Below are 26,590 nucleotides of genomic sequence, written 5' to 3' on the forward strand. Positions count from 1 at the left end.
CCTTGACGCGGGCCCCGGGTTCGGTGGTTCAGTCGTGCTGGTTGCCGGATTTCCTGCGGCGTCCGGAACTCGTACGCGCGGCGAGAGTGAGCAGCTCCGCCGCGGCGCCGGACGGGGCGGCGCCTGTGTGCCAGATGGCGCGCAACGTGCGGCGCAGATCGACGCCGGTCGTGGCGACCTCCCGCAGGGTGCCCGCCGCGAGGTCGGCAGCGACGACCAGCTCACTCAGCAGTGCCGGTCCCGCTCCGGTGGCGACAGAACTGCGCACCGCCGTGGCCGAGCCCAGTTCCACCAGCGGTTCCACGGGGGTGAGCCCCGTCGCCAGCAGGGCCTGTTCGACTGTGTCGCGGGTGCCCGATCCGCTCTCCCTGCTGATCAGCGCGGTGGCGGCCAGCTCGGCGGCGCCGACCGGCGTCCGCCTGCGTGCCCAACGGTGGCCCGGTGCGACGACGAGCACCAGCCTGTCCCTCGCGACGATCTGTGAGCGCAGTCCCCGGAGCCGCCGGGGCGACTCGATGAACCCGAGGTCGATCTCGCCGTGCTGCACCAGCTCGCAGACCCGCGTGGAGTTGAGGACCTGCAGCCCGACATGCAGATCGGGAAGTCGCCGCCGCAGGTCCCCGATCCACGTCGGGAGCAGGTGCTCGGCGACCGTCAGGCTCGCCGCCAACGACAGTTGTGCGGTGCGCTCGCGCCGCAGTGCGTTGACACCTTCGACGAGGAGATGGACGTCTTCGAGTACCCGTTCGGCCCAGCTGCAGATGAGCCGCCCGTCGGCTGTCAGGGTCGAGCCAGTCGGGGATCGGTCGAGCAGCCGGACACCGAGTCGGCGTTCCAGCGCGGAGATGCGCTTGCTGGCCGCGGGCTGAGTCGTTCCCGCCTGCTCGGCCGCGGTCGTCAGGCTCCGGTGTTCACCCACCAGAACCAGAAGCCGCAGGGAATCGATGTCCGGCAGTTCTGTCATTCCCAGAGGTTATGACGTCCCAACGAGTTGACGGTACCGCCGTCAGGTTCCCGGGAACGACGATGAGGACGTGAGTGGACAACGGTCGACGGTGGACGGCGCCGCACGACGGCAAGCCCTGGCGCCGGGCATCGTCGTGGCGACGGCGGGTACGGCTGCGGCGTTCGGCGTGTCGCTCCTGTGGTCGTCGGTGAGCGCACTCACCGTCGCGGTGGTACTCGGTGTCGCGGTCGGCCGCTGGATACCGGAGTGGGCCAGCGGCGGCCTGGAGTGGGTGACGAAGCGGTTCTTGCGCCTGGGCGTCGTACTGCTCGGCCTGCAACTCGGCCTCGGCGAAGTCCTGGACCTGGGGCCGGGAGTCGTAGCGGCTGTCGTGGTCACGGTTCTCGTGACGTTCTTCGGCACGATGGGCATGGGCCGGCTCCTCGGTGTGTCGCCGGGGCTGAACCTGTTGGTGGCCACGGGATTCTCGATCTGCGGGGCCTCGGCCATCGCCGCGATGGACAGCGTGACCGAGAACGACAAGGAGGACGTCGCGACCGGTGTGACGCTGGTGACGCTGTACGGCAGCGGGGCGATCGCCGCGATCCCGTTACTGGGCCGGTGGTTCGGGGCGGCTCCTGAACAGCTCGGCGCCTGGGCGGGTGTGTCGATCCATGAGGTGGCGCAGGTCGTGGCCGCGGCCTCACCGGCGGGTGCGGCGGCGGTCGCGGTGGCCGTGGTCGTGAAGCTCACCCGTGTCGTTCTGCTCGCTCCGATGGTGGCCGGCGTGAGCGTGGCGCACCGCCGCAACAGTGCTGCATCCGGTTCGGCGACGGCGAAGCGTCCACCCCTGATCCCGCTCTTCGTAGTGGGCTTTCTCGCGATGATGGCGCTACGGAGCACGGGCACCGTTCCGACGGCGCTGCTTTCGGCCTCCGATGTGGTCACGACGTTGCTGTTCGCGGCAGCGTTGTTCGGCCTGGGTACGGGCGTGGACCTGGGTGCGCTGGTGCGGACGGGACGACGAGGCCTCGTGCTCGGTGCCCTCGCCACCACGGTGGTCGCCACGGTCGGTTACCTCGCCTTGGCCGTGGTCGGCGCGGTCTAGGACGGAACGCACCGCACGGCCCGGAGCTCTTATGCGGTGCGGTACGGCTTCGTGAGCCGAACCCCACACCTTCGAACAGGCCGTCGGAGGCTTCCCCGCACCGCCGGCGGGTGAACAGTAATCGCGGGTCAGCTCGGTGCGCAGGTCATGGCCAGGCCACCGTCGACGGGCAGGCACACCCCGTTGACGTAGGCGGCCTCGTCGGAGGCGAGGAACAGGCTCGCGTGGGCGACGTCCCACGGTGTCCCCATGCGTCCGGTGGGGCTCGCCGCGTGGCGGGCCGCCATGAGCTCGTCGATCGACCCCGCCTGCGACGCCAACTGTTGACGCACGAGCGGCGTCTCGATGAAACCCGGCGCGACCGAGTTGGCACGGATGCCCCGCTCGGCGTACGTCAGCGCCAACGACACGGTCGCCTGGTTCACCGCGGCCTTCGCCGACATGTACGCCGGGTACTCGTAGCCGACGTGCCGCAGCGCGGCGAGCGACGAGACGTTGACGATCGCCCCGCTGCCACGGTCGAGCATCGCGGGCAGCACGTGTTTGCAGGCCAGAAACACCCCGTCCACATTGAGCGCGAACGCACGGCGCCACTCCTCCAGGCTCAACTCCATCGGACCGCCCAACACCGTGACACCGACGTTGTTGTGCAGGACGTCCGCGGGCCCGAACGCCTCGGTGGCACGGTCCACGGCTTCGGCGACCTGGTCCCCGTCGGTGACGTCGGCGGTGATCGCCGTCGCCGCGCCGCCCTCGGCGAGGATCGCCTCGACGGTGTGCTGCGCGGCCTCCCTGTTGACGTCGACCACGGCGACCGACGCTCCGTGGCGGGCGTAGGTCACCGCCGCGGCCTGGCCGTTGGTCGCGCCGTCCGTCCCGCCGCCTCCGCCGAACACCAGTGCCGTTCTGCCTGCGAGTCTCGGACTGCCGGTCATGCCTGCGCCTCCTCGGCGGTGTGGGTGACGTCGCGGGCCGCGCCGCCGGGGTCGGCGCGCTCGACGTACAGCTCGAAGGTCACCGCGACCGGATTCTGTCCCGGCAGCAACAGTCCCGAATGGACGTCGCCGTTGCGGTCCACCAGTGACGCGGTGAGCACGACGTCACCGCCGCGGACGGTGCCGGTGAGCGACGTGAACTCGGTCGCGGGCCAGTCCGCCTCGGTGATCCGTCCGGGACCGGTGCGCAGACGCGCGCCGACTGCGCTGCCGAGGCTCGCGCGGACCACGGCGGAGTCGAACCCCGCACGTGCCGCGACGGTCGCCACCGCGTCGTGCAGGTCCTCGCCGGGCAGAATCCGCGCGGCGACGGCCTGCGTCGTGGCCGGCCGCGCGAGCGCGTGCGGGGTGAACGCCGGCATCGACGTCTCCGGGCACGTGTCGCTGACGTACTCCGCATCGTGCAGCAACCGCGCCGTCGCCTCGATCGGCACGTCGCCGACCGTCGTCTCCGGCAACAGGTGACCGCCGCGGATCCGGCCGTGTTCGTCCAGCCAGGTGGCGTGCAGGTGCGCGAACGCGCGTCCGTCCCGGTTGCCGACCGTCGCGGAGCCGCCGAGTACGAAACACGGCCCCGCGGGTTCGACCGTGTCGCTGTAGAACGCGGGCCGTTCGGCGCCGACGGCCGGGTGCACGTACCGCAGCGTGCCGAAACTCCCGTGCGCCAGTTCGACACACGCCGCGCGGTACCCCGCGGTCTCGGTGATCCGCCACAGTTCGTCGACGATGTTCGCTCCGGGCGGCAGCTCGGCCCGCACCACCGTCACCCCGGTCGGCACCGCCGCGATGCGTTCCTGCGTTCGGGGGCCGGGATGCTGCAGCGGGACTCCGGCCCGCTGCGCCGTCACGAGGTCGCCAATCGTTGCTTGATCGTGCGTTTGACGACCTTGCCGTATCCGGACTTCGGGATCTCGTCCCACCACACGAAGCGTTTCGGGATCTTGTACCGCGCGAGCGAGTCACCGAGCCACGACCGGAGCTCGTCCTCGTCGGCGTCCTGGCCGTCGGAGGCGACACACACCGCGACGCCGACCTCACCCCACTTCGGGTCCGGCACGCCCACGACCGCGACCTCGGCCACCGCCGGATGGTGCAGCAACCGTTCCTCGATCTCCCGTGGATACACATTGGACCCACCCGAGATGAACATGTCGGACGCCCTGCCCGTGACGTAGACGTAGCCTTCGGCGTCGACCATGCCCAGGTCTCCGGTGCGGAACCAGCCGTCGCGGAACGACTCGGCGTTGGCCACGTCGTTGCGCAGGTAGCCCGGGAACACCGCGGGACCCGCCACGCAGATCTCACCCTGGCCGCCGGTGGGCAGCTCGGTGCCGTCCGAGTCCTGGATGCTGACCTGCATCCCGGTGCGCGGGTAGCCGCAGGTGCCGTACTCGACCCCGTCGGGCGAGGGGCGGTCGTGCTCGTCCGGCGGCAGCACGGTGATGTTGCCGGTGACCTCGCCCAGGCCGTAGTACTGCACGAGCACGTCGCCGAGCACGTCACGGGCGTGCTGCTGGTCCGCGCGGTACATCGGCGCGCCCGCGTAGATGACGTAACGAAGCGAACCGAGGTCGTGGCGCGACGCCTCGGGCGCCTGGGTCAACGTCGTGAGGATCGTCGGCACGGTGAAGGCATTGGTGACCCGCTCGGCCTCGACGAGTCTCCAGATCTCCGCGGGGTCCAGCCGCGTCGACGTCGGCAGCACCGTCTTCGCGCCCCGCGCCACCTGCGGCAGCAGGTGGACGCCTGCACCGTGCGACAGCGGTGCCACGACGATCTGCGCGTCGTCGGCACCGAGGCCGGGCATCAGGTCACAGAGGTGGTTGTTGACGACGAACCCGAGCTGGTCGTGGGTCAGCACGACCGCCTTGGGCCTGCCGCTGGTGCCGGAGGTGAAGAAGTACCAGGCGTGGTCACCGTTCCACACCGGCTCGTCCGGTTCGCGCCCGGCCGGATCGGGCAGACCGGCCACGGCACCGTCGGCGTCGGCCGCGGCGCCGATCCACAGTGTGCCGCCGGTCAGGTCCGCGGCCTCGGCGACGGCGACGGCGTGGTCCGCGTAGTCGGCGTGGCAGATCAGCGCGCTCGGCGTCGTCAGCTCGGCCAGTCCCGCCACCTCGGACGGGGTCAGGCGGAAGTTGGCCGGAGCGAACACGGCGCCCGCACGCCACACGCCGAACATCACCGCGACGAATTCGAGGTGGTTGGGGGAGTGCACCAGCACCGCGTCACCACGGCCGATGCCGCGGCGCCGCAGCTCGGCGGCGACCGCGGAGGCCCGCGCGTCCAGTTCCGGCCAGGAGAGGCGGGTCGGGCCCGAGACGACGGCGTCCCGGCCGGGCAGTCTGGTGGCGGCGGCGGTCAGCAGGTGGGCCAGGTTGACTGCTCGCAGCGTCATCGCACCCGCTCCAGCACCGAGCAGTAGTTGGCGACCGCGACGCCGCCCATGTTGAACACCGCGGCCAGTTCGGCACCGGGAACCTGCATGTCGCCCGCTTCGCCGGTCAACTGCAGCGCGGCCATGATGTGTTGCGACACCCCCGTCGCGCCGATGGGGTGTCCCTTCGACTTGAGCCCCCCGGACGGGTTGACCGGCAGCTCGCCGTCGCGTTCCGTGCGTCCGGAGTCGATGACCGTGGCGCCTTTGCCCGGCTCGGCGAGCCCGAACGCCTCGTACTGCAACAGTTCGGCGACGGTGAAGCAGTCGTGCGTCTCGATGAGGTCCAGATCGGACAGTGCGGCACCCGCCTCGTTCGTGGCCCCGGCGAACGCCGCCCTGGCACCAGCGAAGGCGAGCACGTCGTCCCGGCGGCTCAGCGGCAGGTGGTCGTTGGCGTGGGCCCGGCCGCGCCAGCCCACGGCGCGGGGTGCGGTCGCCGCGACGTCCGGCGAAGCCACGACGAGTGCGGCGGCGCCGTCGGAGACCAGCGAGCAGTCCGTGCGGCGGAGCGGATCGGCCACGAACGGATTGCGGTCCGACACCTCGGCGCAGAACTCGAAGCCCAGGTCCTTGCGCAGGTGCGCGTACGGATTGCCGACGCCGTTGCGATGGTTCTTCGCGGCGATGCGGGCGAGCGTGTCGCGGTGGTCGCCGTACCGCTCGAAGTAGTCACGGGCGATCCCGGCGAACACGCCCGCGAAGCTGCCCGCCTGTTCCTCCTCCTTGCGGTAGGAGGCGGTCAGCAGCGCGTCGCCCACCACCTCGGCCTCGGCGGCCGTCATCTTCTCCGCGCCGGCGACGAGTGCGATCCGGCCGCGGCCCGACTGCACGAAGTCCAGTGCCGTGAACAGCGCCGAGGACCCGGTTGCGCAGGCGTTCTCGGTGCGCACGGCGGGCACGGTCGCCAGTTCGGGACGGCCCGCCCCGACGAGACCCGCCTCGAACCCCTGGCGGGAGAAACCGCCGTTGAACACGCCGACGAAGAGCCCGTCGACGTCACCGGGCGCGATGCCCGCATGGTCGACGGCCGCGCCGGTGACGCCGGCCAGCAGCGCCTCGACGTCCGGTTCGGACGCCTTGCCGAACCGGGAATGCGCCCAGCCGATGATCGCGGGGGTGGCTGTCATGGTCGTCCTCTCACGGGTCGAGACTCCTGGGAACGGGTGAGTGCGGCGTGGATCGACCGGGCCTCGGTGTGCAGCAGGGCGGCGAGCTCGTCGCACTGCGGCGGGTCGAAGCGCTCGGCGATACCGGCGACGCTGAGCGCGGCGACCGGCCGGCCCGCGGCGTCGTGCACCGGGACGCCGAGTGCCCACGACCCGGCGATGACCCGGCCGTCGTTCAGTGCGTATCCGTCCCGGCGCGACCGGCGAACGAGACCGCGCAGTGTCTCGTCGTCGAACCCGGGATAGTGGCCGCGGGTCGTGGCAGTGGAGGCCAGTACGTCGTCGATGTCGTCATCGGACAGTGCGCTGAGGACGGCGAGACTGCCCGCGCCGATGCCCAGCGGATGCCGGTCGCCGACCGCCAGTGCGTAGTTGCGGATCGGGCCGGGCCCCTCCTGCCTGCGCGTGCACACGCCGTAGCTGCCGTGGCGCACGGTCAGGAACGTCGTGTCGGTGGAGGTGTCGGCTATCCGGATGAGGCTGTCGGTGCTCGCCTCGCCGAGGTCGTCGGCCCGATGGCCCGCCAGTTCGCCGAGCACGCCCGCCTGCAGTCCGAGGCGGTAGCAGGCCGTGCCCGGATCCTGTTCGACGTATCCCTCTGCGACGAGTGCGACGAGTACGCGGCGCACGCTCGCTTTGGGACGTCCGCTGACGCGCGTGAGTTCGGCGAGCGACACCCCTTCCGGGCGGTCGCGTGCCAGCACGCCGACGAGGTTCAGCAGCACGAGTGCCCGCTGGATGCTCTGCGAACCGGACGGCCGGTCGGCCTCATCCGCGGTGTGAGCGATGGTCCATGATGCGGACCTACGAGCCGCTCGTCCGAGCTCGGGGGGCGGCGCGGCGGATCGCTGCGCGTCGGCATTGGCGCTCACACCAGCCATCATGAGTCTGTCGAAACGGTTTCGCAACGGTCCATATTGTGGACCACGGATCTCGAGCCTGCATTGACATCGTTGATCGGCTTCTCTCAATATCGGTGAGCCCCTCCGGGGCGGACGAGGAGAAACGGACAATGATGTCGAAGCGCCTTCGCGGCGCCGTCGCACTGCTGGCCTGCCTGGTGCTCGGCGCATGCGGCTCGGTGACGGCCACGCCGAACGCACCGGTCTACACCTGGGACATGACCGTCACGGTCGGGGAGTCCTCCACCTGGTACAAGGCTGCGCAGCGGTTCGCCGAGACGCTGTCGCGCGAGTCCGGTGGGCGGATGAAACTCCGCGTGTTCACGGGCGAACAGTTGTCGGCGGGAGACCCGGCCGCAGGCGTCGAACAGCTGATGAACGGCGACAAGGACTTCTCGTACAACTCCACCATCATCTACGCGGGCATCGACCCGCGGTTCGGCGCGATCAACGCCCCGTTCCTGTACCGGGACTACGACGAGGCGGATCGCGCGCTCAACAGCGGCGCGGTGGAGGCCTACGAGAAGTTGTCCTCCGAGTTCGGCGTGAAGATGCTCGGTTTCGGTGAGAGCGGCTTCCGTCAGCTGACCAACAACGTCCGCCCGGTCGGCAAGCCCGAGGACCTGGCCGGGATCAAGGTGCGCATCCCCGGGATCGGGATGTTCACCGACATCTTCCGCAGGCTCGGTGCCAACCCGACGACGATGAACTTCTCCGAGGTGTTCACCTCGCTCCAGCAGGGCACGATCGAGGGGCAGGAGAACCCGATGGACGTCATCTCGTCGGCAGGGCTCGCCGAGGTCCAGCGGCATCTGACGGTCTGGAACTACGTCTACGACCCGCTGATCCTGGGGATGAACCAGGACCTGTTCCGCTCGCTGAGTCCCGAGGACCGGGACATCGTGGAGCAGGCCGCGGCCGATGCGAACGCGTTCCAGATCGAGACGAACCGTGGGCTCGAGCAACAGCAGATCGACGAGCAGTCGAAGCTGATGACAACGACCGTGCCCACCGATGCACAGATCGCCCGCTTCCGTGCGGCGGTGCGGCCGCTGTACGAAGCCTACGAATCGGTGTGGGGACCAGACATGGTCCGTGCCGTGAGCCCGGAGCGCTGAACCATGCACAGGTCCACTTCGGAACGTGTACTCACGGTCGCGGAGAACGTACTGGCGGCCGTCCCGTTCGCAGTCGTCGCGGTGGTGGCGTTCGTCAACGTCTTCAGCCGGTACTTCCTCAACGCCTCGCTGGCCTTCACCTCCGAACTGACCGTGAATCTCGCGGTGTGGATGGTGACGATGGGTGCCGTGATCGGGCTGCGAGAAGGTGCCCACCTGGGATTCAGTGCTCTTCACGACAAGGCCACCGGGCTCCTGCGGCAGGTCATGACGATACTGATCACAGCCGCGATCCTCGTGTTCCTGGCTGTGCTGCTGTACTTCGGCATCGACATGATGATCGGGCAGATCGACAGCGGCAGGGCGACACCGTCGATCGGGGTGCCGCAGTGGTTGTTCACCGCCGCCCTCCCCGTGGGCGCGGTGTTCGGCGTGTACCGCACACTGCAGGCGAGCCGGGCCGGTTTCCACAGATCCACAGTGGATTCACAGCCGAGTGAGGAGGCCGACCGGTGATCGGTGGCGTGCTGTTCGGCAGCTTCTTCGTGTTGCTGCTGCTGGGTGTTCCCGTGGCGTTTTCGCTCGGTGTCGCGGCCTGCATCTCGCTGGTGGCCATGGGCGGTTTCGGCGAACTGTCGATCGTGCCGAACGTCTTCACCGCCTCCGTGGCGTCGGAGACGTTGCTGGCGATCCCGTTCTTCATCCTCGCCGGCGTGATCATGGAATACGCCGGCATTTCCCGCAGGCTGGTGGACCTCGCGCACGCCTGCGTGGGCGGTCGCAAGCACGGACTGGCGATCGTCGTGATCGTCGCCGCCTTCTTCTTCTCCGCGATCTCCGGGTCGGGCCCGGCGACCGTGGCGGCGATCGGCTCGATCCTCATTCCCGCCCTGATCCGCCATGGCTACGCCGCCCGGCATGCGACGTCCTTGCTCGCCAGCGCGGGTTCCATGGGCATCATCGTGCCGCCGAGTGTCGCGTTCATCGTCTTCGCGGTGGTCGTCAGCGACTACGCGGGAGTGTCGATCGTTCGTCTGTTCGTGGCGGGCATCGTTCCCGGCATCCTGCTGGCGGTCGCGCTCGTGGCGGCCAGTCTGTTCCTGCCACGGACACAACCGGTCAAGGTGGCGGCGGGGGGATCCGGCGGCGATGCGGGCGGCACCGGCGATCACGGTGGCACGGCCGACGGTGGCGACGCGGGCACGCCCCCGTCCGGCGAGGCTCTCGATGCGACCGCATCGCAGGGATTCGCCGCGTCCTTCGGCAAGGCGATTCCGGGTCTGCTGGTACCGCTGATCATTCTCGGCGGCATCTACGGCGGTATCGTCACGCCGACCGAATCGGCGGTGGTCGCGGCGGTCTACGCGTTGCTCGTCGGCCTGTTCGTCTACCGGGAGATCAGCCCGCGGCAGCTCTACCGCATCCTCGTGACCGCTTCGGCGCAGTCGGCCGTGGTGATGCTGATCGTGGGTGCGGCATCGGTGTTCGCCTACGTGGTGACCGTGAACCAGATCGCGGAGGACCTCTCCGACGCGCTGCTGGGGTTGACCGACAACACCGTGCTGATCGTATTGCTGGCCATTGTGGTGCTGTTGATCGTCGGCGCGTTCATCGACGCCGTTTCCGCGCTGTACCTCTTCGTCCCGATCATCGCGCCGGTGTTGCTCGAAGCGGGTGTCGACGTGACGACCATCGGCGTGATGATGGTCGTGAACCTGGCGCTCGGGCTGGTGACACCACCGGTCGGTGTCAACCTGTTCGTCGCGGCCGGGATCGCCAAGGTGCCACTGATCGAGGTCGTCAAGGGAATCCGGCCCTTCTTCGCCGCGGGCCTGATCGTGCTGCTTCTCGTCTCGTACGTCCCCCAGTTGTCGAACTGGCTGCCGGACCTGTTGGGCTTCTAGAAGGGAACATGCCGTGAACCCATTCGACCTCACCGGTCGCGCCGCGCTCGTCACCGGTGGTGCGCGCGGTATCGGTCTGGCCGTGGCGCGGGGTCTGGCCGCGCAGGGCGCTCACGTGCTGGTGGCCGACCTGGCCGACCAGCCGGCGGACGTGACGGCGCTGGCCGAGGATTTCCCGCAGCAACGGGTGCTGTATCGGAAGGTCGACGTCCGTGACGAGGAGGCGGTGGGCGTCTCGGTCGATGCGGCCGTCGGAGAACTCGGCTCGCTCGATGTGCTCGTCAACAACGCGGGTACGGCCAGCCGGAGCGGGCTGGACACGCTCACCGACGACGAGTGGTACCGCGACCTCGACACGAATCTGCGCGGGATGTTCCTGTACTGCCGTGCCGCCCGACCGCACATGCGGGCTCAGGGCCATGGACGGATCATCAACGTCAGCTCGATCTCCGGGGTCATGGGCGGACCGCGCTCCGGGGGTGAGGGCGGCGGCCGCTCGGGTCCCTCATACGCGGCGTCGAAGGGTGGCGTGATCGCGTTGACCAAGTGGCTCGCCAAGGAGCTCGGTGTCGAGGGGATCACCTGCAACTCGGTCGCCCCTGGCCCGATCGCGACGGCGTTGACCGCCGATGTCGACTACGCGCTGGACGACCAGCTGATCAAGCGTATGGGTACACCGGAGGAAGTCGCGGCGGCGGTGGGCTACTTGGCCGGGCCGGGCGCGGGATACGTGACGGGGCAGGTCCTGAAGGTCTGCGGCGGCGCGGCCATCGGATGACGCCCGCAGACCCGGCCGCCGACGCGGCGAAAGCCGACACCGGTCAGCGACGCGGGTGGCGAACGGGTGCGCTCTCCGGCTCGCCGACGCGGCGAAAGCCGGCGTGGGTGCGGCACGACGTCGTGTGTGATCGCAGCGCCCGCTGCACACTACGAAGGTCTGTCAATCAGTGACTCGTGGGGTGAATATCTGGTACTTCTCTCACATCCACTTCGACGGCACTGGAGGGACATCGTGTTTGACCGCGGGCTGAACAGGCGCAATATCCTCAAGGGTGCGGGCGGCCTGGCCGCGACGGCGGCCTTGGGCGGAGCTGCGATGGCTGTCGGGGCCTCGTCGGCGGCCGCGGCGAGGCCGGCGGCGGATCTCGCCGTCGTCGACAGCAACCAGGACGACCCGCGCATGTGGTGGTACGAGTTCGCGACGTCCGAGATCGGATGGAATCCGCGCGTCAATGTGCTGTTGCCCGACGATTACCACACGAGCGGCCGGACGTATCCCGTGCTGTATCTGCTGCACGGCGGCGGCATCGGGCAGAACTTCACGGCCTTCGACGCCCTTGGCATCCGCGAGAAGACGGCCGGCAGGCCGCTGATCGTGGTCATGCCCGACGGCGGGAGCGCCGGTTGGTACTCGAACCCGGTCACGTCGCACACCGGGCCGCGCAACTGGGAGAGCTTCCACATCCACCAGTTGCTGCCGTGGGTCGAGTCGACCTTCCGCGCCCACACGTCGATGGACGGACGGGCGGTGTCCGGGTTCTCGATGGGCGGTTTCGGAGCCCTCAAGTATGCGGCCAAGTACCACGGTCATTTCGGCTCGGTGAGCGCCCACTCGGGTCCCGCGAGTCTGCGACGGGACTTCGGCGCGGTGGCGCACTGGGCGAATCTGTCGTCGGCGGCGGTCGAGCTCGGCACCGGGACCGTGTACGGGGTGCCGTGGGACGAGGCCCGGGTGAGTGCGGACAACGCGGTGGAGAACATCGAGCGCTACCGCGGCAAACGCGTCTTCCTCGCGGCCGGTACGAGTCCGGAACCGATCCACATCAACCCGGGTGACTCCATCAACGAGACCCACGTGCTCGCCGGGCAACGCGAGTTCAAGGCCGCTCTGGACAACGCCGGTATCGCACACGACTCGCACGAGGCGCCCGGTGGCCACTTCGTCAGGCCCGAGCTGCTGCAGGCCGACATCGATGGCGTGGTCGCCACGCTGCGCGGAGCCTGAGTGCATGTCGGTATCGCCACGCATCCCGCCGGGGACCCGCAAGGACATCGGAGTGCTCAACATGGGCACCGCGAAGCTGCTGGGGATCGCCAGCGGCAGCGGGCCTCCGAACCTGTTCACCACGCTCGCCCGGCACCGGCGCATGTACCGGCCGTGGTTGGCGTTCGCGGGGTCCCTGATGCCGGGCGGCTCGTTGCCACGCCTGGACAGCGAACTGATCATCCTGCGTGTCGCGCACCTGACCGGATGCACCTACGAACGCCGCCACCACGAGTCGCTCGGCCTGAAGGCGGGGCTGAGCCCGGAACAGATCGCGCGAGTCCAGGACGGACCTGCGGGCGGGGGTTGGTCGGCGCGGCACGCGGCTCTGTTGCGGGCCACTGACGAGCTGCACCGCACCCACACGCTCGACGACGAGACGTGGGCCGAGCTCGCCGAGTTCCTCGGCCGTCGACAGCTCATCGAACTGCCGATGCTGGTCGGGCATTACGAGATGCTGGCGATGACGCTCAACACGCTGCGGGTGCAGCCGGACGAGGTCGCCGAGCCCACGTCCCGCATCGGACGTGCACTGGCAACATGGGCGGCGAGGCGGCGCGACTGAACCGCACGGGGCACCAGGAAGGGACCGTTAACATGGACGTCGACACCGCGTTCTCGGGTAAGACCGCGCTCGTCACGGGCGCGGCCAGCGGCATCGGCGCCGAGATCGCACGACAGCTCGGGCAACACGGCGCGAAGGTCCTGGTCACCGACGTTACCGAGGACGCGATCCGGGACGTGACCGCGGAGATCACCGGACGCGGCGGCCGCGCCGAGGCGATGGTCGTGGACGTCACCGACCGTGCCCGACTGGCCGAGGCGATCGACACCGTCGTCGACCGGTACGGCAAGCTCGACTACGTCTTCAACAACGCCGGGGTCGCGATCTTCGGAGAGTTCGACGAGGTGACACTCGACGACTGGGACAAGATCATCGACGTGAACCTGCGCGGCGTGGCGCACGGCTCGGCCCTGGCGTACCGGCGCATGGTCCAGCAGGGCTCCGGTCACATCGTCAACACCGCGTCGGTGGCCGGGCTGGTTCCGGTCCCGCTGCAAGCGCACTACTGCGCGACGAAGCACGCGATCGTCGGGATGGACAAGACGCTGCGACTCGAGGCCGCCGAGCACGGGGTCCGGGTCACCACGTTCTGCCCGGCGTTCGTGCAATCCGGAATGTTCGTCAACAACACGTTCCGCGGGTCTCTCAAAGGCATCGATGCGCGGGCGATCGTCCCCATCGCGCCGCTGTCGACCGACCGTGCGGTCAGCACCCTGCTGGCCGGTGTCGCGCGGGGCCGTGAACGCGTGATCATTCCGTTCTACGGCCGGATCGGCTGGTGGTTCGAACGCGTCTCCCCGTGGTTGTCCGGTCGATTCCATCGCGTCAGTCTTCGCCTGATGCGCGCACGCGCGACGCGGACGACGGCGAAGCGGTAGGCGCACCGATACGGCCGGCCGGCACCGGTCACTGTTGCCGGCACGCCGAGGGGCGCCACCTCACGGCTGCGATCGTTCTCGCGTCCCCGTCTCGGCAACGTGGCCGGTATCCGGCGGTCTCGACCACCGGTCCGGCCGGCCGTGCCGGCGTCACCTCGCGCCCTCGTCCTGCGGCCTCCATCCCGTGGCCGGGGCGAGGGTGTATTCCTCCGGAGCGAGGTCGCCTGCGAGCTGGCGTACCAGTGCGCCGACCTCGTCGAGCCGGTCGCCGGTCATGCGGTCCGCGGGGCCGGTGACGCTGATCGCGACGTCCTGGCCGGTCCCCGACGTGAGGGCGACGCCGACGCACGCGATGCCGGGCTCGTTCTCCTCGTTCTCGACGGCCCACCCCAGAGTGCGCGCGGAATCCACCGCGGCGCGGAACCGTTCCGCGAGCGTGGCGTGCCGCCCTTCGGGGTCGGCCTCCTCGACGTAGCTCGCCAGCAGCGAGTCGCTCGGGGGAGCGGCGGCGACGAGCGCGCGTCCCAGTGCGGTGCTCGCGATGTGCGCGCGCCTGCCGATGCGTGACCACACGCGGACCGAACGTTCGGGTTCGATCTTGTCGAGGTAGACGACGCGGCGTCCGTCCAGCATGCCCAGGTGGACGAGCTCCTCCGTGCGGCGGGAGAGTTCCAGCAGCAGTGGTCTGAACAGCAGCGGCAGGTTCTCCTCCGCCCCGAAGGTCCGCACGATCCGCCGCAGCGCCTCGCCGAGGACGTAGTTGCGATCGTCGCCGTCGCGCATCACGTACTCACGATGCGCGAGGCCGCGGAGCAGACGGTGGACCGATCCCTTGTTGATGCCGGTGCGGGCCGCGATCTCGCCGAGCGCCATGCCCTCCGGTCCGGCGTCGGCGACCGTCTCGAGCACGACGAGCGCGCGGTCGAGGCTCGTCACGGGCGGCGTCTCCGATGTGGGTTCGGTCTCCATGGCTCCATTGTCGCCGGGGTCGGTATTGCGTCGCGTTCAGTCCGAGTTTAGCTTATGGTCCGACATACAAAACGATCGGTTCGCGATGTGAAACGCAGTGCGCGGAGGTGTGACCACCGGCCGCGGGTCGCGGAAGGACAAGGACGTCATGACACAGCCACTCGGGCGGAGCAGCGTGCCCGCGGGATCGCTCATCGGAGCGGCCGCACCGGACCGGACGGGCATCGTCCACCTCGGCCTGGGCAACTTCCACCGCGCGCACGGTGCCGTCTACACGGCGCAGGCGATGGCCGCGGCCGGTGGCGACTGGGGGATTCGGGGGTTCGCGCACTCCTCGGACCGTGTCGTCGCGCCGATGCGCGCTCAGGACAACGTCTACTCCATCCTGCAGCTCACGGAAGGCGGCACGCGCGCAGGCGTCGTCGACGTCCACCGCGGCACCGGGGTCGCGGCCCAGGACCCGGAGGCCGTCGTGGCCGCGATCGCGGATCCCGCCCATCGGATCGTCTCGCTCACGGTGTCCGAGGTCGGCTACACGCGCGACCCGGCGACCGGCAGGCTGGCGCTCGACCGGCCCGACGTCGCCGCGGACCTCGCCGGCGGCGCGACGCCGCGCACCGCGATGGGAATGATCGCGCGCGGTCTCGAGCGTCGGGCCGCGTCCGGTGAGCCGCTGGCCGTGGTTTCGTGCGACAACCTGCAGTCCAACGGCGATGTCACGCGTGCCGTGGTCGAGGAGTTCCTGGGGGAGGCGGGTGCCGGCGACGACGTTCTGTCCTTTGTGTCCTCATCGGTGTCGTTCCCGAACGGCATGGTCGACCGCATCGTGCCGAAGACGACCGACGAGCACTCGCGGCGTGTCGCGGACCTGCTCGGCGTCACCGACCGCTGTCCCGTGCCCGCCGAGGACTTCAGCATGTGGGTCCTCGAGGACGACTTCGTGGGCGGCCGCCCGGCGTGGGACCTGGCGGGCGTCACGTTCTCGACCGAGATCGAGGCGTACGAGATGGTGAAGTTGCGGCTGCTCAACGGGTCGCACTCGCTCATCGCCTACCTCGGCATCCTGTGCGGCGCGCCGACGATCGACGCCGCATGGGGGCAGGACTTCGTGCGGGAGGCGGTGCTCGGCGGCATCGCCCACGACTATCTGCCGACGTTCACTCCGCCCACCGGCTTCGACTGTGACGCGTACGTGTCGGAACTGGACGCTCGGTGGCGCAACCCGCTCATCGGCCACGCGACCACACAGGTCGGTTCCGACGGCTCCGTCAAGCTGCTGCAGCGCATCCCCGACGCGGCGTTGTTCCACCTGCGGCAGGGCCGGATGCCGCATCACCTCGCACTGTGCACCGCCGCGTGGCTCGCCTGCGTCGCCCCGCCTTCGGGCTTCGCCCCGGACCCGCTGTCGGAACGGATCGCCGAACCGGCCCGCGAACGGTTGGCCGCGACGGTCGACGGGGCCGTGACGGTGCACGACCACGTACGCCGCGTCATGGCGGGCGGCTTCTTCCCCGAGGCGCTCGCCGAACGGGACGACTTCACCGCCCGGGTCGCCGAGTTGCTGACGACCATCACCCGCGACGGCGTGCGCGCCGCGGCCGCCGACGTGGCGGCCTCCCGCTGAACCCGCCGTCCCCGTCCGACGCCACGAGCCCCCACCCAGGAGCTGATCACCGATGAAAGGCCTGTTCATCCACGGCGCGGAGGACATGCGCCTCGAGGACGTCGCCGCGCCCGAACCCGGCGACGGCGAGGTGCTGCTGCGCGTGCGGTACGTCGGCATCTGCGGTTCGGACCTGCACTACTACTTCCACGGCAAGAACGGCGAGAACCTCGTTCGGGAACCCTTCGCGCCGGGACACGAGTTCTCGGCGCTCGTCGAGGCCGACCCGAGCGGGGAGTGGTCGCCGGGCACGCCGGTGACCGTGCATCCCGCCCGGTACGGCAGCCCGGTCGCCGGGATCGAGGACCGGCCGCACCTGTGGCCCGGCGGGGACTACCTCGGCAGCGCCGCGGACTTCCCGCACCGGCAGGGCGCGGCGGCGGAGTACGTGCTCGTGGAGAAGTCCATGCTCCGCGGTCTGCCCGACGGGCTGTCGCTACGGGACGCCGCGCTGGCCGAACCACTCGGTGTCGCGTTGCACGCCCTCACGATCGCCGGCGACGACCTGGCGGGCCGTGCCGTCGTGCTGGGGGCCGGGCCCGTCGGTCTCCTCACCGTCGCGGCGCTCGTCGCACGCGGAGTCGAGCACGTCGCGGTCGGTGACGTGCAGGAATCGGCCCTCGACCGGGCTCGCTCACTCGGAGCCCGAGAGACCTTCCTCATCGGACGCGACGAGGTGCCGACGACCTCGTACCCCGTCGTGTTCGAGTGCTCGGGGGTGCCGGCGTCGCTCACCCAGGCGGTCGCGTCGGCGTCCCGGGGCGGCGTCGTGGTGCAGGTCGGCATGCTGGCCGACACCGCGATCGGTGTGAACCTCGCACCCCTGGTGTCCAAGGAACTGCACCTGCGCGGGACGTTCCGGTTCTCGACGGAGATCGACGAAGCCGTCGACCTTCTCGCCGCCCACCCCACCATCGCCGGGGTCGTCACACACGTCCTGCCCGCATCCGAGGCGGTCGAGGCCTTCGCCACGGCGAAGGACTCCGCCGCCTCCGGCAAGGTCCTCATCGAATTCTGATCCTTCCCCACCCGTCACCTCCCCGTCCGAGATCGCAGAAGGAACAACGATGTCCACTTCAGCACCGCCGCCCGACACGGGCACCGTCGCCGACGGCCGCGCCGAACGCAGCACCGGCGACCTCACGCGCGCCGCGATGTCCGGCTGGCTCGGCACCGCGCTCGAGTTCATGGACTTCCAGCTGTACTCGCTCGCAGCCGGGCTCGTGTTCGGCCAGCTCTTCTTCGTCGGCGACAGCCCCGCGCTCGCCGTCGTCGCCGCGATGGCGACCTACGCCGTCGGCTACGTCGCCCGCCCCGTCGGCGCCTGGTACTTCGGCCGCCTGGGCGACCGGGTGGGCCGTACGAAGGTCTTGTTCATCACGATCGCGCTCATGGGCGGTTCGACGACGCTCATCGGTGCGCTGCCCACGGTGCACGACATCGGCATCCTCGCGCCGATCCTGCTCGTGGTGCTGCGTCTCGGACAGGGCTTCGGCGCCGGTGCGGAGATCTCCGGTGCGGGCGTCATGCTCGCCGAGTACGCACCGCGCAGGCGGCGCGGCATCATCGCCTCTCTCGTCGCGCTCGGCACGAACTGCGGCACGCTCGGCGCCTCGGCGATCTGGGGCATCCTCGTCGCAGTCATGCCCGAGGAGCAGCTGCTCGCGTGGGGCTGGCGCATCCCGTTCCTCGGCAGCGCCGTGATCCTGCTGCTGGCCGTGTGGATCCGGTTCCGGCTCAAGGAGAGTCCGGTGTTCGAGGAGAGCTCCCACGTCTCCGGCGGCGTGGCGCTCTCGACCGACGAGGTCCGGGCGAAGGCCGAACGGGAGAACGACACGCCGATGCTCGAGGCGCTCGAGCAGAAGAAGTGGCGCGCCATGGTGCCCGCGTTCCTGCTGCGGTTCGGGCAGGCGGGCAACTCCGGGATCCTGCAGACCTACATGGTCTCGTTCATCACCGTCACGCTGGCCATGTCGGCGTCGGTGGGCACGAGCGTCGTGATCGTCTCGTCGCTGTGCGCGTTCGCCACCGTTCCCATCGTCGGTGCACTCGGTGACAAGTTCGGCCGCCGCCGCATGTACCAGGTGATGAGCGTGATCTCGCTCGTGCTCATCGTTCCGACGATGATGCTGATCGCCGGTGCGGACGTGCCGAAGGTCTTCGTCGGCTACATCGTGATGCACAACGTCTCGGTGATGGCGCTGGCCTCGCTGGAGAACCTCACGTTGCCGGAGATCTTCGGCTCCCGGCACCGCTATGCCGCGACCGGTGTCATCCGGGAGATCGCCGCGATGATCGCCACCGGTATCGGCCCCGTCGTCGCGGCCGCGTGGGTCGCGGCGACCACCGGGTCCTGGATCCCGGTCGCGGTGCTGCTCGGGTTCTTCACGCTCTGCCCGCTCATCGGCACGCTGCTCATGCCCGAGGTCGCGGGACGGGACCTGCGGGATCCGCGGAACGCGGTCTGAGCCGGCGGTCCCCTGGTGCACAGGCGCCCGGGGACCGTCTCCACCGTCCACTATCGACACATAGACCCGGAAGGAAGCCCGCCCTCGTGAGCATCTCGACCGCCGACGTCATCGTCACCAGTCCGGGACGCAACTTCGTCACCCTCAAGATCGTCACCTCCGACGGCGTCGTCGGCTGGGGCGACGCGACGCTCAACGGGCGGGAACTGTCCGTGGCCTCGTACCTACGGGACCACCTCGCGAGCACCCTCGTCGGCCGCGACGAGGACCGCATCGAGGACACCTGGCAGTACCTCTACCGCGGGGCCTACTGGCGGCGCGGCCCCGTGACGATGGCAGCGATCGCAGCCGTCGACATGGCGCTGTGGGACATCAAGGCCAAGAAGGCGGGCGTCCCGCTGTACCAGCTGCTCGGCGGGGCGAGCCGCGACAAGATCCGCGTGTACGCCCACGCCTCGGGCAACGACTACCCGGCGCTGGCGCGCGCGATCCGCGGTTACCTCGACGAGGGCTACACGGCGGTGCGCATCCAGACGGGTGTCCCCGGTCTCGAGCGGGTGTACGGCGTGTCCGACAGCGCTGAGCCCGGTGAACGCTACGACTACGAGCCCGCCCACCGCGCCGCCGACGGGAGCGCGGCGACCCGGCCCGAGGAGGAGGACTGGGACACGCCCGCCTACCTGCGGCATGTGCCCGCGATCTTCGAGAAGGTGCGTGAGGAGTTCGGCCCCGAACCGCGGCTGCTCCACGACGCGCACCACCGTATGTCGCCGATCGAGGCGGCGCGCCTGGCCAAGTCGCTCGAACCGTACGACCTGTTCTGGCTCGAGGACGCCACACCCGGCGAGGACCAGGAGGCGTTCCGGCTCGTCCGGCAGCACAGCACGACACCGTTGGCGACCGGCGAGGTCTTCAACTCGGTGCACGACTACCGGACTCTGATCACCGAGCGGCTCATCGACTACGTGCGGTCGGCACCCACGCACACCGGGGGTGTCACCGGTATGAAGAAGCTGCTCGACTTCGCTGCCATCTACGGCATCCGGTCGGGCATCCACGGGCCGACCGACGTCTCGCCGGTGGGTATGGCCGCCGCCCTGCATCTCGATCTGGCGATCCACAACTTCGGCATCCAGGAGTACATGCCGCACAGCGAGCTCACGCTCGAGGCGTTCCGTACCTCGTACACGTTCGACCGCGGCTTCCTGCACCCCGGTGACACTCCCGGCCTCGGTGTCGAGCTCGACGAGGAAGTCGCGGCGCGCCATCCCTACACCGCCGCCTATCTTCCGGTGAACCGCCTGCTCGACGGCACCGTGCACGACTGGTGAGTCGGGAAAGGACACACGCGATGAGTGAACGTCCGGCACTGCCCCGGTGGACGGCCGAGTCGCGGCTCGTCGTCGTCCTCCGAGGCGAGCGTGCAGGCGACTACGTGCCGGTGATCGACACCCTGGTCGAAGCGGGGGTGCGGAGTTTCGAGCTCACCCTCACCACGGCGGGCACTCTCGACGCGCTGCCCGGGCTCGTCGAACGGTACGGCGACACGGCCGACGTCGGTGTCGGCACGGTGACCCGCTCGGACGAGGTCGACATCGCCGCCGACGGAGGAGCGCGTTACCTGGTCACCCCGGTCTCGGACGCGGACGTCGTCGACCGGGCGCTGGAACGGGCCGTCGCGGTCGTACCCGGCGGGCTCACGCCGACCGAACTGTGGTCCACGTGGCGCCGCGGGGTGCCGGCGGTGAAGCTGTTCCCCGCAGGTCAGGTGGGACCGTCGTACCTCAAGGACCTGCGTGGTCCGTTCCCGGACCTGGCGGTCATGCCGTCGGGCGGGGTGGATCTCGAGGCGGCGCAGGCGTGGCTCGCGGCGGGCGCGGCGGCCGTCAGCGTCGGCGGGCCGCTGCTCGGGGACGCACTCGCCGGCGGGGATCTCGCTGCGCTCGCGGCTCGAGCTCGTCGATTCGTCGAGGTGTGTGCGGGGAGTGGGGACGCATGAGCGGCTCTGCGGTCCTGACGCTGGGCGAGACGATGGGCCTGATCACGGGCGGCCGGATCGGGTCGCTCGCCCACGTGTCGGAGGCACACGTCGGCATCGGTGGTGCCGAGACGAACGTCGCCGTGGGCCTGAGCAGGCTCGGCGTTCCGGTCACCTGGCTCGGCCGCGTGGGCGACGACTCGTTGGGCAGGCGGATCGTACGCGAGGTGCGTGGGGAGGGCGTCGACGTACGGGCGCAGGTCGACCCCGATGCGCCGACGGGACTCATGCTCAAGGAGCTCACGGGGCGGGGCACCGCGCGGGTGTACTACTACCGCTCGGGCTCGGCCGGTTCCCGGTTGGCGCCATCGGACGTACCCGCTGGCCTGGTCGAGAGCGCGGGACTGGTGCATCTGACCGGAATCACGCCACTGCTGTCGGAGTCGGCGCGGGAGACGTGCCGGTCGGTGGTGCGGCGTGCGCGGGACACCGGCGTGCGCGTGAGCGTCGACGTGAACTACCGGTCGACGCTCGCGCCGGTGCCGGTGGCGGCCGAGGTGCTCGGCGAACTGGTCGGGGAGGCCGACCTCGTGTTCGGTTCTCCGGAGGAACTCGCACACGTCGTGCCCGCCGGTGCCGTGGAAGGGGACGGGGCCGACGTCGGCGCGCTGGTCCGCGCGCTCGACCCCGAGGCCGCGCGGGAGATCGTCGTCAAGCGCGGTGCAGACGGTGCGAGCGCCTACCGCGACGGCATCGTCGTCGACGCCCCGGGCCACCGCGTCGAGGTGGTCGACACGGTCGGCGCGGGTGACGCGTTCGTGGCCGGGTACCTCAGCGGCGACATCCACGGGTGGAGCGTCGAGAAGAAGCTCGCCCGCGCCAACGCCTGCGGCGCGGTGATGTGCACGATGCCGGGTGACTGGGAGGCGGCGCCCACGCCCGCCGAGCTCGAGGCGTTCCTGGGCACCGGAGGGGATCCGGTCCGGCGATGAACCGTGTCCGCTCCGCCTCGCCGACGGTTCGACCTGCCCAGGCGGCCGGGGCGGGCTAGCGTTGCCGCCATGGGCGAGGGGCATGCGCTGGTCGCGGATCTGCTGTCGGTGTGGTGGATCGCGCTCGCCGCGGCGTTGGGGCCCGTGCTGGCGCTCACCACCCGGCGCACGATTCCCGACGTGGTGTGGCTGCTGGTGTTCGGAGCGCTCATCGGTCCCCACGCGCTCGGGCTGGCGGCCGAGACCGACGCCGTCGGGTTCCTGCGTGAACTCGGGCTCGGGTTCCTCTTCCTGTTGGCCGGGTTCGAGGTCCGGGTCGCCGACCTCCACGGCAGACAGGGCCGGCACGCGGCACTGACGTGGCTCGTGTGTGCCGTCCTCGGCGCGGGCGCCGGCCTGCTGGTCGTGCAGGGCGACAGCGAGGTGGCGATCGTGCTCGCGATCGCGTCGACGTCGACCGCCCTCGGCACGCTGTTGCCGATTCTCAAGGACTCCGGTGCGCTGGCGACGCCGTTGGGCAGGGCGGCGATGACCCACGGCGCGTACGGCGAGCTGTTGCCGATCGTGGCGATGTCGGTGCTGTTGTCGACGCGTGCCACCTGGCAGGCGGCCGTGGTGCTGCTGGCGTTCGCGGCAGCCGCTGTGGTCGTCGTGGTGCTGCCGGCCCGCATCCTGCGCAGGGTTCCGCTGCTGGGCCGCGCGGTGATGGGCGCGGCGAACACGACGATGCAGACCACGGCGCGCATCACCGTCCTCGTGCTGGTGACGTTGATGCTCTTGACGGCCGTGCTGGAACTCGACGTCGCACTCGGCGCGTTCTCCGCAGGGCTGTTGTCGAACGCGATGTTGCGCGCGGTCGCGCCCGGCCATGCGGGGGAGATCGCACACAAGCTGGAGATCGTGGGGTTCAGCCTGCTCATCCCGGTGTTCTTCGTGACGAGCGGGATGACGATCGATCCGGGCGCGGTCGCGGCGGAGTGGCCGCTGCTCCTCGCGTTCGTCGCGGTGATCCTCGTCGTGCGCGGGCTGCCCGTGTTCGCCCGCGAGATGTGGACGACGACCCATTCGAACGTCACGGCGACCCGCGACCGCCTCGCCCTCGGTCTCTACGCGGCCACCGGGCTGCCGATCATCGTGGCGGTGACGCAGGTCGCCGTGTCGACGAAGCTGATCACGGCGGCGACGGCGTCGATCATGGTCACCGCCGGTGCCGTCACCGTGCTGGTCTTCCCGATGGCGGCGAGCCGGATCGTCGCCGGTGGGAAGGTCAGGTCTCCGGGGACGGCACGCCGCCCGCGATGAACGGCGTGACTCTGCGACGGGCGACACGGCGCGTGCCCGCCGGCCCCGTACTCGCCGTCGCCGGAACGGACAGCCGACCGGAAACCGGGACGCCGTAGGTTCGGTGCCGCCCCGCTGTCGGGTGCGGGGCGGCACCGAACCTCACGCGTCCAGGTCGAAGACTTCGAGCGCCTGCACGGTGACCTCACCGCCGATGGCGAACGTGCTCGCCCTGGTGCTGCCGTCGTCCGGGAAGACGAGGTCGGTGATCACGGCTTGGCCGCGGTCCCCGAACACCTGCACGTTGGCTCGGTCGAGAACGATGCGGAGGCGGAGGACACCGTCGGTCGGTGGCAGGGGGACGGTGTGGCGTGCCGGGAAGCTCGAGTGGACGGTCGTCCGGCCCGAACTGCGCCGGTCGACGAACAGTTCCTGCCTCGTGACGTCGTATCCGATGCGAGTGCGGTAGGAGTCATTCGCGAAGACGTCGAATCCGAACGACGTCGCCGTCGCACCCGCGAGCTGGAACTCGGCGACAACGTCGAGCGCCGTCCCCTCGGTGTTGGGAGCTCCGCCCTGTTCGGAGACGGTTCCGCTCCAGGCGCGCCGGTTGCGGCGCACTCGTTCCAGCTCTGTGACCGGCTGCTGCGCGAGCCGCGTGCCGGCCGCGGTGGAGACCAGTTCCAGTTCGCGCGGGGCGGACATGCCGCCCCGCCACGGCGATGTGGGGACGTCGGCCGCGTACGACCAGTTGCTCATCCAACCCAGCCAGAGTCGGCGGCCGTCGGGAACGTCCGACCACGACACCGCGGCGTAGAAGTCTGCGCCCTCGTCGGCCCACAGGACGTCGTCGGGAGCTGCGTCGGGGGTGAACGTGGTGCCGTCGAAATCGCCCAGGAAGTACTGCATTCCCGAGCCACCTGCCGGTCCGCCCGGATTGATGCTCACGATGAGGACCCACTTGCCACGGCGGTCGTCGCCATCCACCGGAAGCCGGAACAGATCGGGACACTCCCACACGCCGCCGTGTGCGCCGTGGTTCGCGCCGAACTCGCTGAGCTGTTCCCACTGCAGCAGGTTCGGCGAGCCGTAGAAGCGGATGCGGTCGCCCACGGCCAGCGACATCACCCACCGGTTCGTCGCTGCGTGCCAGAAGACCTTGGGATCGCGGAAATCGGCCTCGCCGGAGTTGGGGATCACCGGATTGCCGGAGTATTTGGTCCAGCTGCGACCGCGGTCGCTGCTGTAGGCCAGGCTCTGCTGCTGTGTGTCGCCCGCACTGGTGTAGAGCGCGACCAGGCCGGGACGGCCGCCGAAGAGACCGCTGGTGTCGTGGTGGTCCACGACTGCGCAGCCGGAGAAGATGTCGCCCAGCTCGTCGGGTTCGAGTGCCACCGGCAGGTGCTTCCAGTGCACGAGGTCGGTGCTCACCGCGTGCCCCCAGGACATGTTGCCCCACTGGTCGCCGTACGGGTTGTGCTGGAAGAACAGATGGTACTCGCCCTTGAAGTAGACCATCCCGTTCGGATCGTTCATCCAGTTGCGCTCCGGAGTGAAGCACACCGAGGGACGCCACTGCGACGTTTCCGAGGCGGATCCGGTCGTCTCGGCACGGGCGGCCGGTGAGCCGGGTAGCGACGCCGTCAACCCCAGCCCGGCCAGCGCGCCGGCCCCGGCCAGGAAGTTGCGGCGTCCGAATCCCCGTGTCAGTGGATGCCGGGAAGTGGCGGTGCCGTCAGCGGAGTGTTCCATGTTTGCCTCCTCGTCTGTTCCTGCCGCCCGGTAGGCCCGCGGCAGTGCATGGGTGGGGTTCTGCGGACGTCAGAACGGGGCGGTACCGGTGCTCATGAGCCGGAGCAGGGGCCGGAGTCGGAACAGGCCGGGTCGATGGCGGCGCGCCTGCGGTCACGCGATCCTCCTTGATCGGGAAATGACGACCCTGCCGAGCTGCCGCTCCGCAGTGCTCCGGCCTGTTCGGAGAGCCGTTCGGAGCTACCGGGGAGCTTCGTGTGTTCCCGGCTCATGCGCCGGGCCTCTCGGCGCCTGGCTGTCGCGTGGTATCCGATTGAACTGGTGCCCGATTGTGTCCGATGTCGCTTTGGTGTCGACTGATTGTGCTTGTTGCTGCGGGGTTGTCAACCTTGGAGTTGGTGGACTCGACTCGGCCAGGCTCGTGTGGCGGAGTGTGGCGCGGCGCGGACTCGAATCTTCCGTTCGCCGTTCGAAGTCGTGGCTGCTCTCCGTAAGTGCAGAGGGGGCCGATCATCGTCGGATGGGCGGGCCGTGCGGCCCGCCCTGTGGTCCGGTTGGGAGGGTTGACAAGAACGCAACAACCGTCAGAATCAGGCAATACCAGAACGCACCGGAGGGAAACGGGCATGTACGGTGCCGAGCGTCAGCAGCTGCTGGCACAGCAGGTGCGCACGGCTGGGCGGATCGACGTCACCGTCACGTCCGAGGAGCTGGGCGTGGCGCCCGAGACCATCCGACGCGACCTCGCAGCCCTGGAGCGGCAGGGGCTTGTCCGCCGTGTCTACGGCGGTGCGATCCTCCTGGAACGATCGCACTCCGAACCCGCGGTCGGCGACCGCGACCGAACCCGTTCGCAGGAGAAGGACCGGATCGCGCGCGCCGCGCTCGATCTCCTGCCGCAACGAGGAACCGTGCTTTTCGACGCGGGTACCACGAGCAGTCGCCTGGCGGCCTTGGTGCCGCAGGGCCGGGACCTGACGATCGTCACGAACTCGCTGCCCATCGCCTCCCAGCTCGCCACACGCAGCGATGTCGGCGTGCACATGCTGGGCGGCCGAATTCGGGGTACGACACTGGCGGCGGTCGAGTCCTGGGCCCTCGACGTCCTGGCCGGATTGACCGTGGACGTCGGTTTCTTCGGGACGAACGGGTTCTCGGCCGCACGGGGATGTACCACGCCGGACACCGCCGAATCCGCGGTGAAGGCGGCGATGGTCGGAGCCTGTCGTCGTCGCGTGCTGCTCAGCGACCACAGCAAGTACGGCGACGACCAGTTCGCCCGGTTCGCCACGCTCGGCGAGATCGACGTCGTGGTGACCGACAGCGGCCTGGACGAACGAGCCGTGGCCGAACTCAACGAGGCTGCGATCGAGGTGGTACTCGCATGAGTCGGCACTGACCATCCACAACAGACCGGCTCG

General features: G+C 69.9%; 24 protein-coding genes and 1 pseudogene. 17 read left to right on the forward strand and 8 right to left on the reverse strand.

The window, feature by feature from the left end; genetic code table 11:
- Window positions 1-28: 28 nt before the first annotated feature.
- Entirely contained in the window at window positions 29-964 is a 936-nt protein-coding gene (locus FHS23_RS17575) for a LysR family transcriptional regulator (protein WP_183656922.1), read from the reverse strand.
- Between the two features lie 70 nt (window positions 965-1,034).
- Between FHS23_RS17575 and FHS23_RS17580 the strand changes: the two genes are divergently transcribed.
- Window positions 1,035-2,054, forward strand: coding sequence for a YeiH family protein (locus tag FHS23_RS17580; RefSeq protein ID WP_425501137.1), 1,020 nt, complete (start codon window positions 1,035-1,037; stop codon window positions 2,052-2,054).
- 128 nt (window positions 2,055-2,182) lie between these two features.
- Here the strand turns inward: FHS23_RS17580 and FHS23_RS17585 are convergent, their stop codons facing one another.
- The 5 genes from FHS23_RS17585 to FHS23_RS17605 are packed head-to-tail and all read right to left on the reverse strand — an operon-like array spanning window position 2,183 to window position 7,527.
- A complete protein-coding gene (locus FHS23_RS17585) occupies window positions 2,183-2,989 on the reverse strand; it encodes an SDR family NAD(P)-dependent oxidoreductase (RefSeq protein WP_183656925.1) in 807 nt (268 codons plus the stop codon).
- Complete coding sequence (locus FHS23_RS17590; RefSeq protein WP_183656928.1) at window positions 2,986-3,897, reverse strand: PCC domain-containing protein; 912 nt, start codon at window positions 3,895-3,897, stop codon at window positions 2,986-2,988. Before FHS23_RS17590 ends, FHS23_RS17585 begins: the two co-directional genes overlap by 4 nt.
- Entirely contained in the window at window positions 3,894-5,447 is a 1,554-nt protein-coding gene (locus FHS23_RS17595; RefSeq protein WP_183656931.1) for an acyl-CoA synthetase, read from the reverse strand. The genes FHS23_RS17590 and FHS23_RS17595 overlap by 4 nt, the downstream gene beginning before the upstream one ends.
- Complete coding sequence (locus FHS23_RS17600) at window positions 5,444-6,616, reverse strand: acetyl-CoA acetyltransferase (RefSeq protein WP_183656933.1); 1,173 nt, start codon at window positions 6,614-6,616, stop codon at window positions 5,444-5,446. The genes FHS23_RS17595 and FHS23_RS17600 overlap by 4 nt, the downstream gene beginning before the upstream one ends.
- Window positions 6,613-7,527, reverse strand: coding sequence for an IclR family transcriptional regulator domain-containing protein (locus tag FHS23_RS17605; RefSeq protein WP_183656936.1), 915 nt, complete (start codon window positions 7,525-7,527; stop codon window positions 6,613-6,615). The genes FHS23_RS17600 and FHS23_RS17605 overlap by 4 nt, the downstream gene beginning before the upstream one ends.
- A gap of 140 nt (window positions 7,528-7,667) precedes the next feature.
- On the opposite strand from FHS23_RS17605, the gene FHS23_RS17610 reads away from it, so the two are divergent.
- The 8 genes and pseudogenes from FHS23_RS17610 (at window position 7,668) to FHS23_RS17640 (ending at window position 14,066) form a co-directional block, all read left to right on the forward strand.
- A complete protein-coding gene (locus FHS23_RS17610) occupies window positions 7,668-8,675 on the forward strand; it encodes a DctP family TRAP transporter solute-binding subunit (protein WP_221219703.1) in 1,008 nt (335 codons plus the stop codon).
- Window positions 8,676-8,678: 3 nt separating this feature from the next.
- Window positions 8,679-9,191, forward strand: a complete 513-nt coding sequence (locus tag FHS23_RS17615; RefSeq protein WP_183656939.1) for a TRAP transporter small permease — start codon at window positions 8,679-8,681, stop codon at window positions 9,189-9,191.
- Window positions 9,188-10,579, forward strand: coding sequence for a TRAP transporter large permease subunit (locus tag FHS23_RS17620; RefSeq protein WP_183656942.1), 1,392 nt, complete (start codon window positions 9,188-9,190; stop codon window positions 10,577-10,579). Before FHS23_RS17615 ends, FHS23_RS17620 begins: the two co-directional genes overlap by 4 nt.
- Before the next feature lie 13 nt (window positions 10,580-10,592).
- The gene (locus tag FHS23_RS17625) at window positions 10,593-11,357 is read left to right on the forward strand and encodes an SDR family oxidoreductase (protein ID WP_183656945.1); all 765 of its coding nucleotides are present in this window, start codon (window positions 10,593-10,595) and stop codon (window positions 11,355-11,357) included.
- Between the two features lie 234 nt (window positions 11,358-11,591).
- Window positions 11,592-11,663, forward strand: a pseudogene (locus FHS23_RS23940) (twin-arginine translocation signal domain-containing protein); the annotation flags it as partial.
- Window positions 11,664-11,675: 12 nt separating this feature from the next.
- On the forward strand, window positions 11,676-12,584 hold the full coding sequence (locus FHS23_RS17630; protein WP_183656948.1) for an alpha/beta hydrolase: 909 nt from the start codon (window positions 11,676-11,678) through the stop codon (window positions 12,582-12,584).
- A gap of 4 nt (window positions 12,585-12,588) precedes the next feature.
- Entirely contained in the window at window positions 12,589-13,188 is a 600-nt protein-coding gene (locus FHS23_RS17635; protein ID WP_183656951.1) for a carboxymuconolactone decarboxylase family protein, read from the forward strand.
- 32 nt (window positions 13,189-13,220) lie between these two features.
- Complete coding sequence (locus FHS23_RS17640; RefSeq protein ID WP_183656954.1) at window positions 13,221-14,066, forward strand: SDR family NAD(P)-dependent oxidoreductase; 846 nt, start codon at window positions 13,221-13,223, stop codon at window positions 14,064-14,066.
- Window positions 14,067-14,216: 150 nt separating this feature from the next.
- On the opposite strand, the gene FHS23_RS17645 is transcribed toward FHS23_RS17640, so the two are convergent.
- The gene (locus FHS23_RS17645) at window positions 14,217-15,035 is read right to left on the reverse strand and encodes an IclR family transcriptional regulator (protein WP_183656957.1); all 819 of its coding nucleotides are present in this window, start codon (window positions 15,033-15,035) and stop codon (window positions 14,217-14,219) included.
- Window positions 15,036-15,183: 148 nt separating this feature from the next.
- Between FHS23_RS17645 and FHS23_RS17650 the strand changes: the two genes are divergently transcribed.
- From FHS23_RS17650 to FHS23_RS17680, 7 genes are all read left to right on the forward strand, one after another.
- Window positions 15,184-16,659, forward strand: coding sequence for a mannitol dehydrogenase family protein (locus FHS23_RS17650; RefSeq protein WP_183656960.1), 1,476 nt, complete (start codon window positions 15,184-15,186; stop codon window positions 16,657-16,659).
- A 52-nt stretch (window positions 16,660-16,711) separates the two neighbouring features.
- Complete coding sequence (locus FHS23_RS17655; protein ID WP_183656963.1) at window positions 16,712-17,716, forward strand: L-idonate 5-dehydrogenase; 1,005 nt, start codon at window positions 16,712-16,714, stop codon at window positions 17,714-17,716.
- 49 nt (window positions 17,717-17,765) lie between these two features.
- Window positions 17,766-19,166 carry an MFS transporter gene (locus tag FHS23_RS17660; RefSeq protein ID WP_183656966.1) on the forward strand — a complete coding sequence of 467 codons (1,401 nt, stop codon included), beginning with the start codon at window positions 17,766-17,768 and terminating at the stop codon, window positions 19,164-19,166.
- Window positions 19,167-19,252: 86 nt separating this feature from the next.
- Window positions 19,253-20,497, forward strand: coding sequence for a D-mannonate dehydratase ManD (gene manD, locus FHS23_RS17665; RefSeq protein ID WP_183656971.1), 1,245 nt, complete (start codon window positions 19,253-19,255; stop codon window positions 20,495-20,497).
- Window positions 20,498-20,517: 20 nt separating this feature from the next.
- On the forward strand, window positions 20,518-21,165 hold the full coding sequence (locus FHS23_RS17670; protein ID WP_183656974.1) for a bifunctional 4-hydroxy-2-oxoglutarate aldolase/2-dehydro-3-deoxy-phosphogluconate aldolase: 648 nt from the start codon (window positions 20,518-20,520) through the stop codon (window positions 21,163-21,165).
- Window positions 21,162-22,136, forward strand: coding sequence for a sugar kinase (locus FHS23_RS17675; RefSeq protein WP_183656977.1), 975 nt, complete (start codon window positions 21,162-21,164; stop codon window positions 22,134-22,136). The genes FHS23_RS17670 and FHS23_RS17675 overlap by 4 nt, the downstream gene beginning before the upstream one ends.
- A 69-nt stretch (window positions 22,137-22,205) precedes the next feature.
- Entirely contained in the window at window positions 22,206-23,438 is a 1,233-nt protein-coding gene (locus FHS23_RS17680; RefSeq protein WP_183656980.1) for a cation:proton antiporter, read from the forward strand.
- Between the two features lie 141 nt (window positions 23,439-23,579).
- On the opposite strand, the gene FHS23_RS17685 is transcribed toward FHS23_RS17680, so the two are convergent.
- Window positions 23,580-25,169 (reverse strand): glycoside hydrolase family 32 protein, encoded by a 1,590-nt coding sequence (locus FHS23_RS17685; RefSeq protein WP_183656983.1) that lies wholly within the window; start codon window positions 25,167-25,169, stop codon window positions 23,580-23,582.
- Between the two features lie 626 nt (window positions 25,170-25,795).
- On the opposite strand from FHS23_RS17685, the gene FHS23_RS17690 reads away from it, so the two are divergent.
- A complete protein-coding gene (locus FHS23_RS17690; protein WP_183656985.1) occupies window positions 25,796-26,557 on the forward strand; it encodes a DeoR/GlpR family DNA-binding transcription regulator in 762 nt (253 codons plus the stop codon).
- Window positions 26,558-26,590: the final 33 nt, after the last annotated feature.

The organism is Prauserella isguenensis (genome assembly GCF_014191605.1).
GTDB classification, from domain to species: domain Bacteria; phylum Actinomycetota; class Actinomycetes; order Mycobacteriales; family Pseudonocardiaceae; genus Prauserella; species Prauserella isguenensis.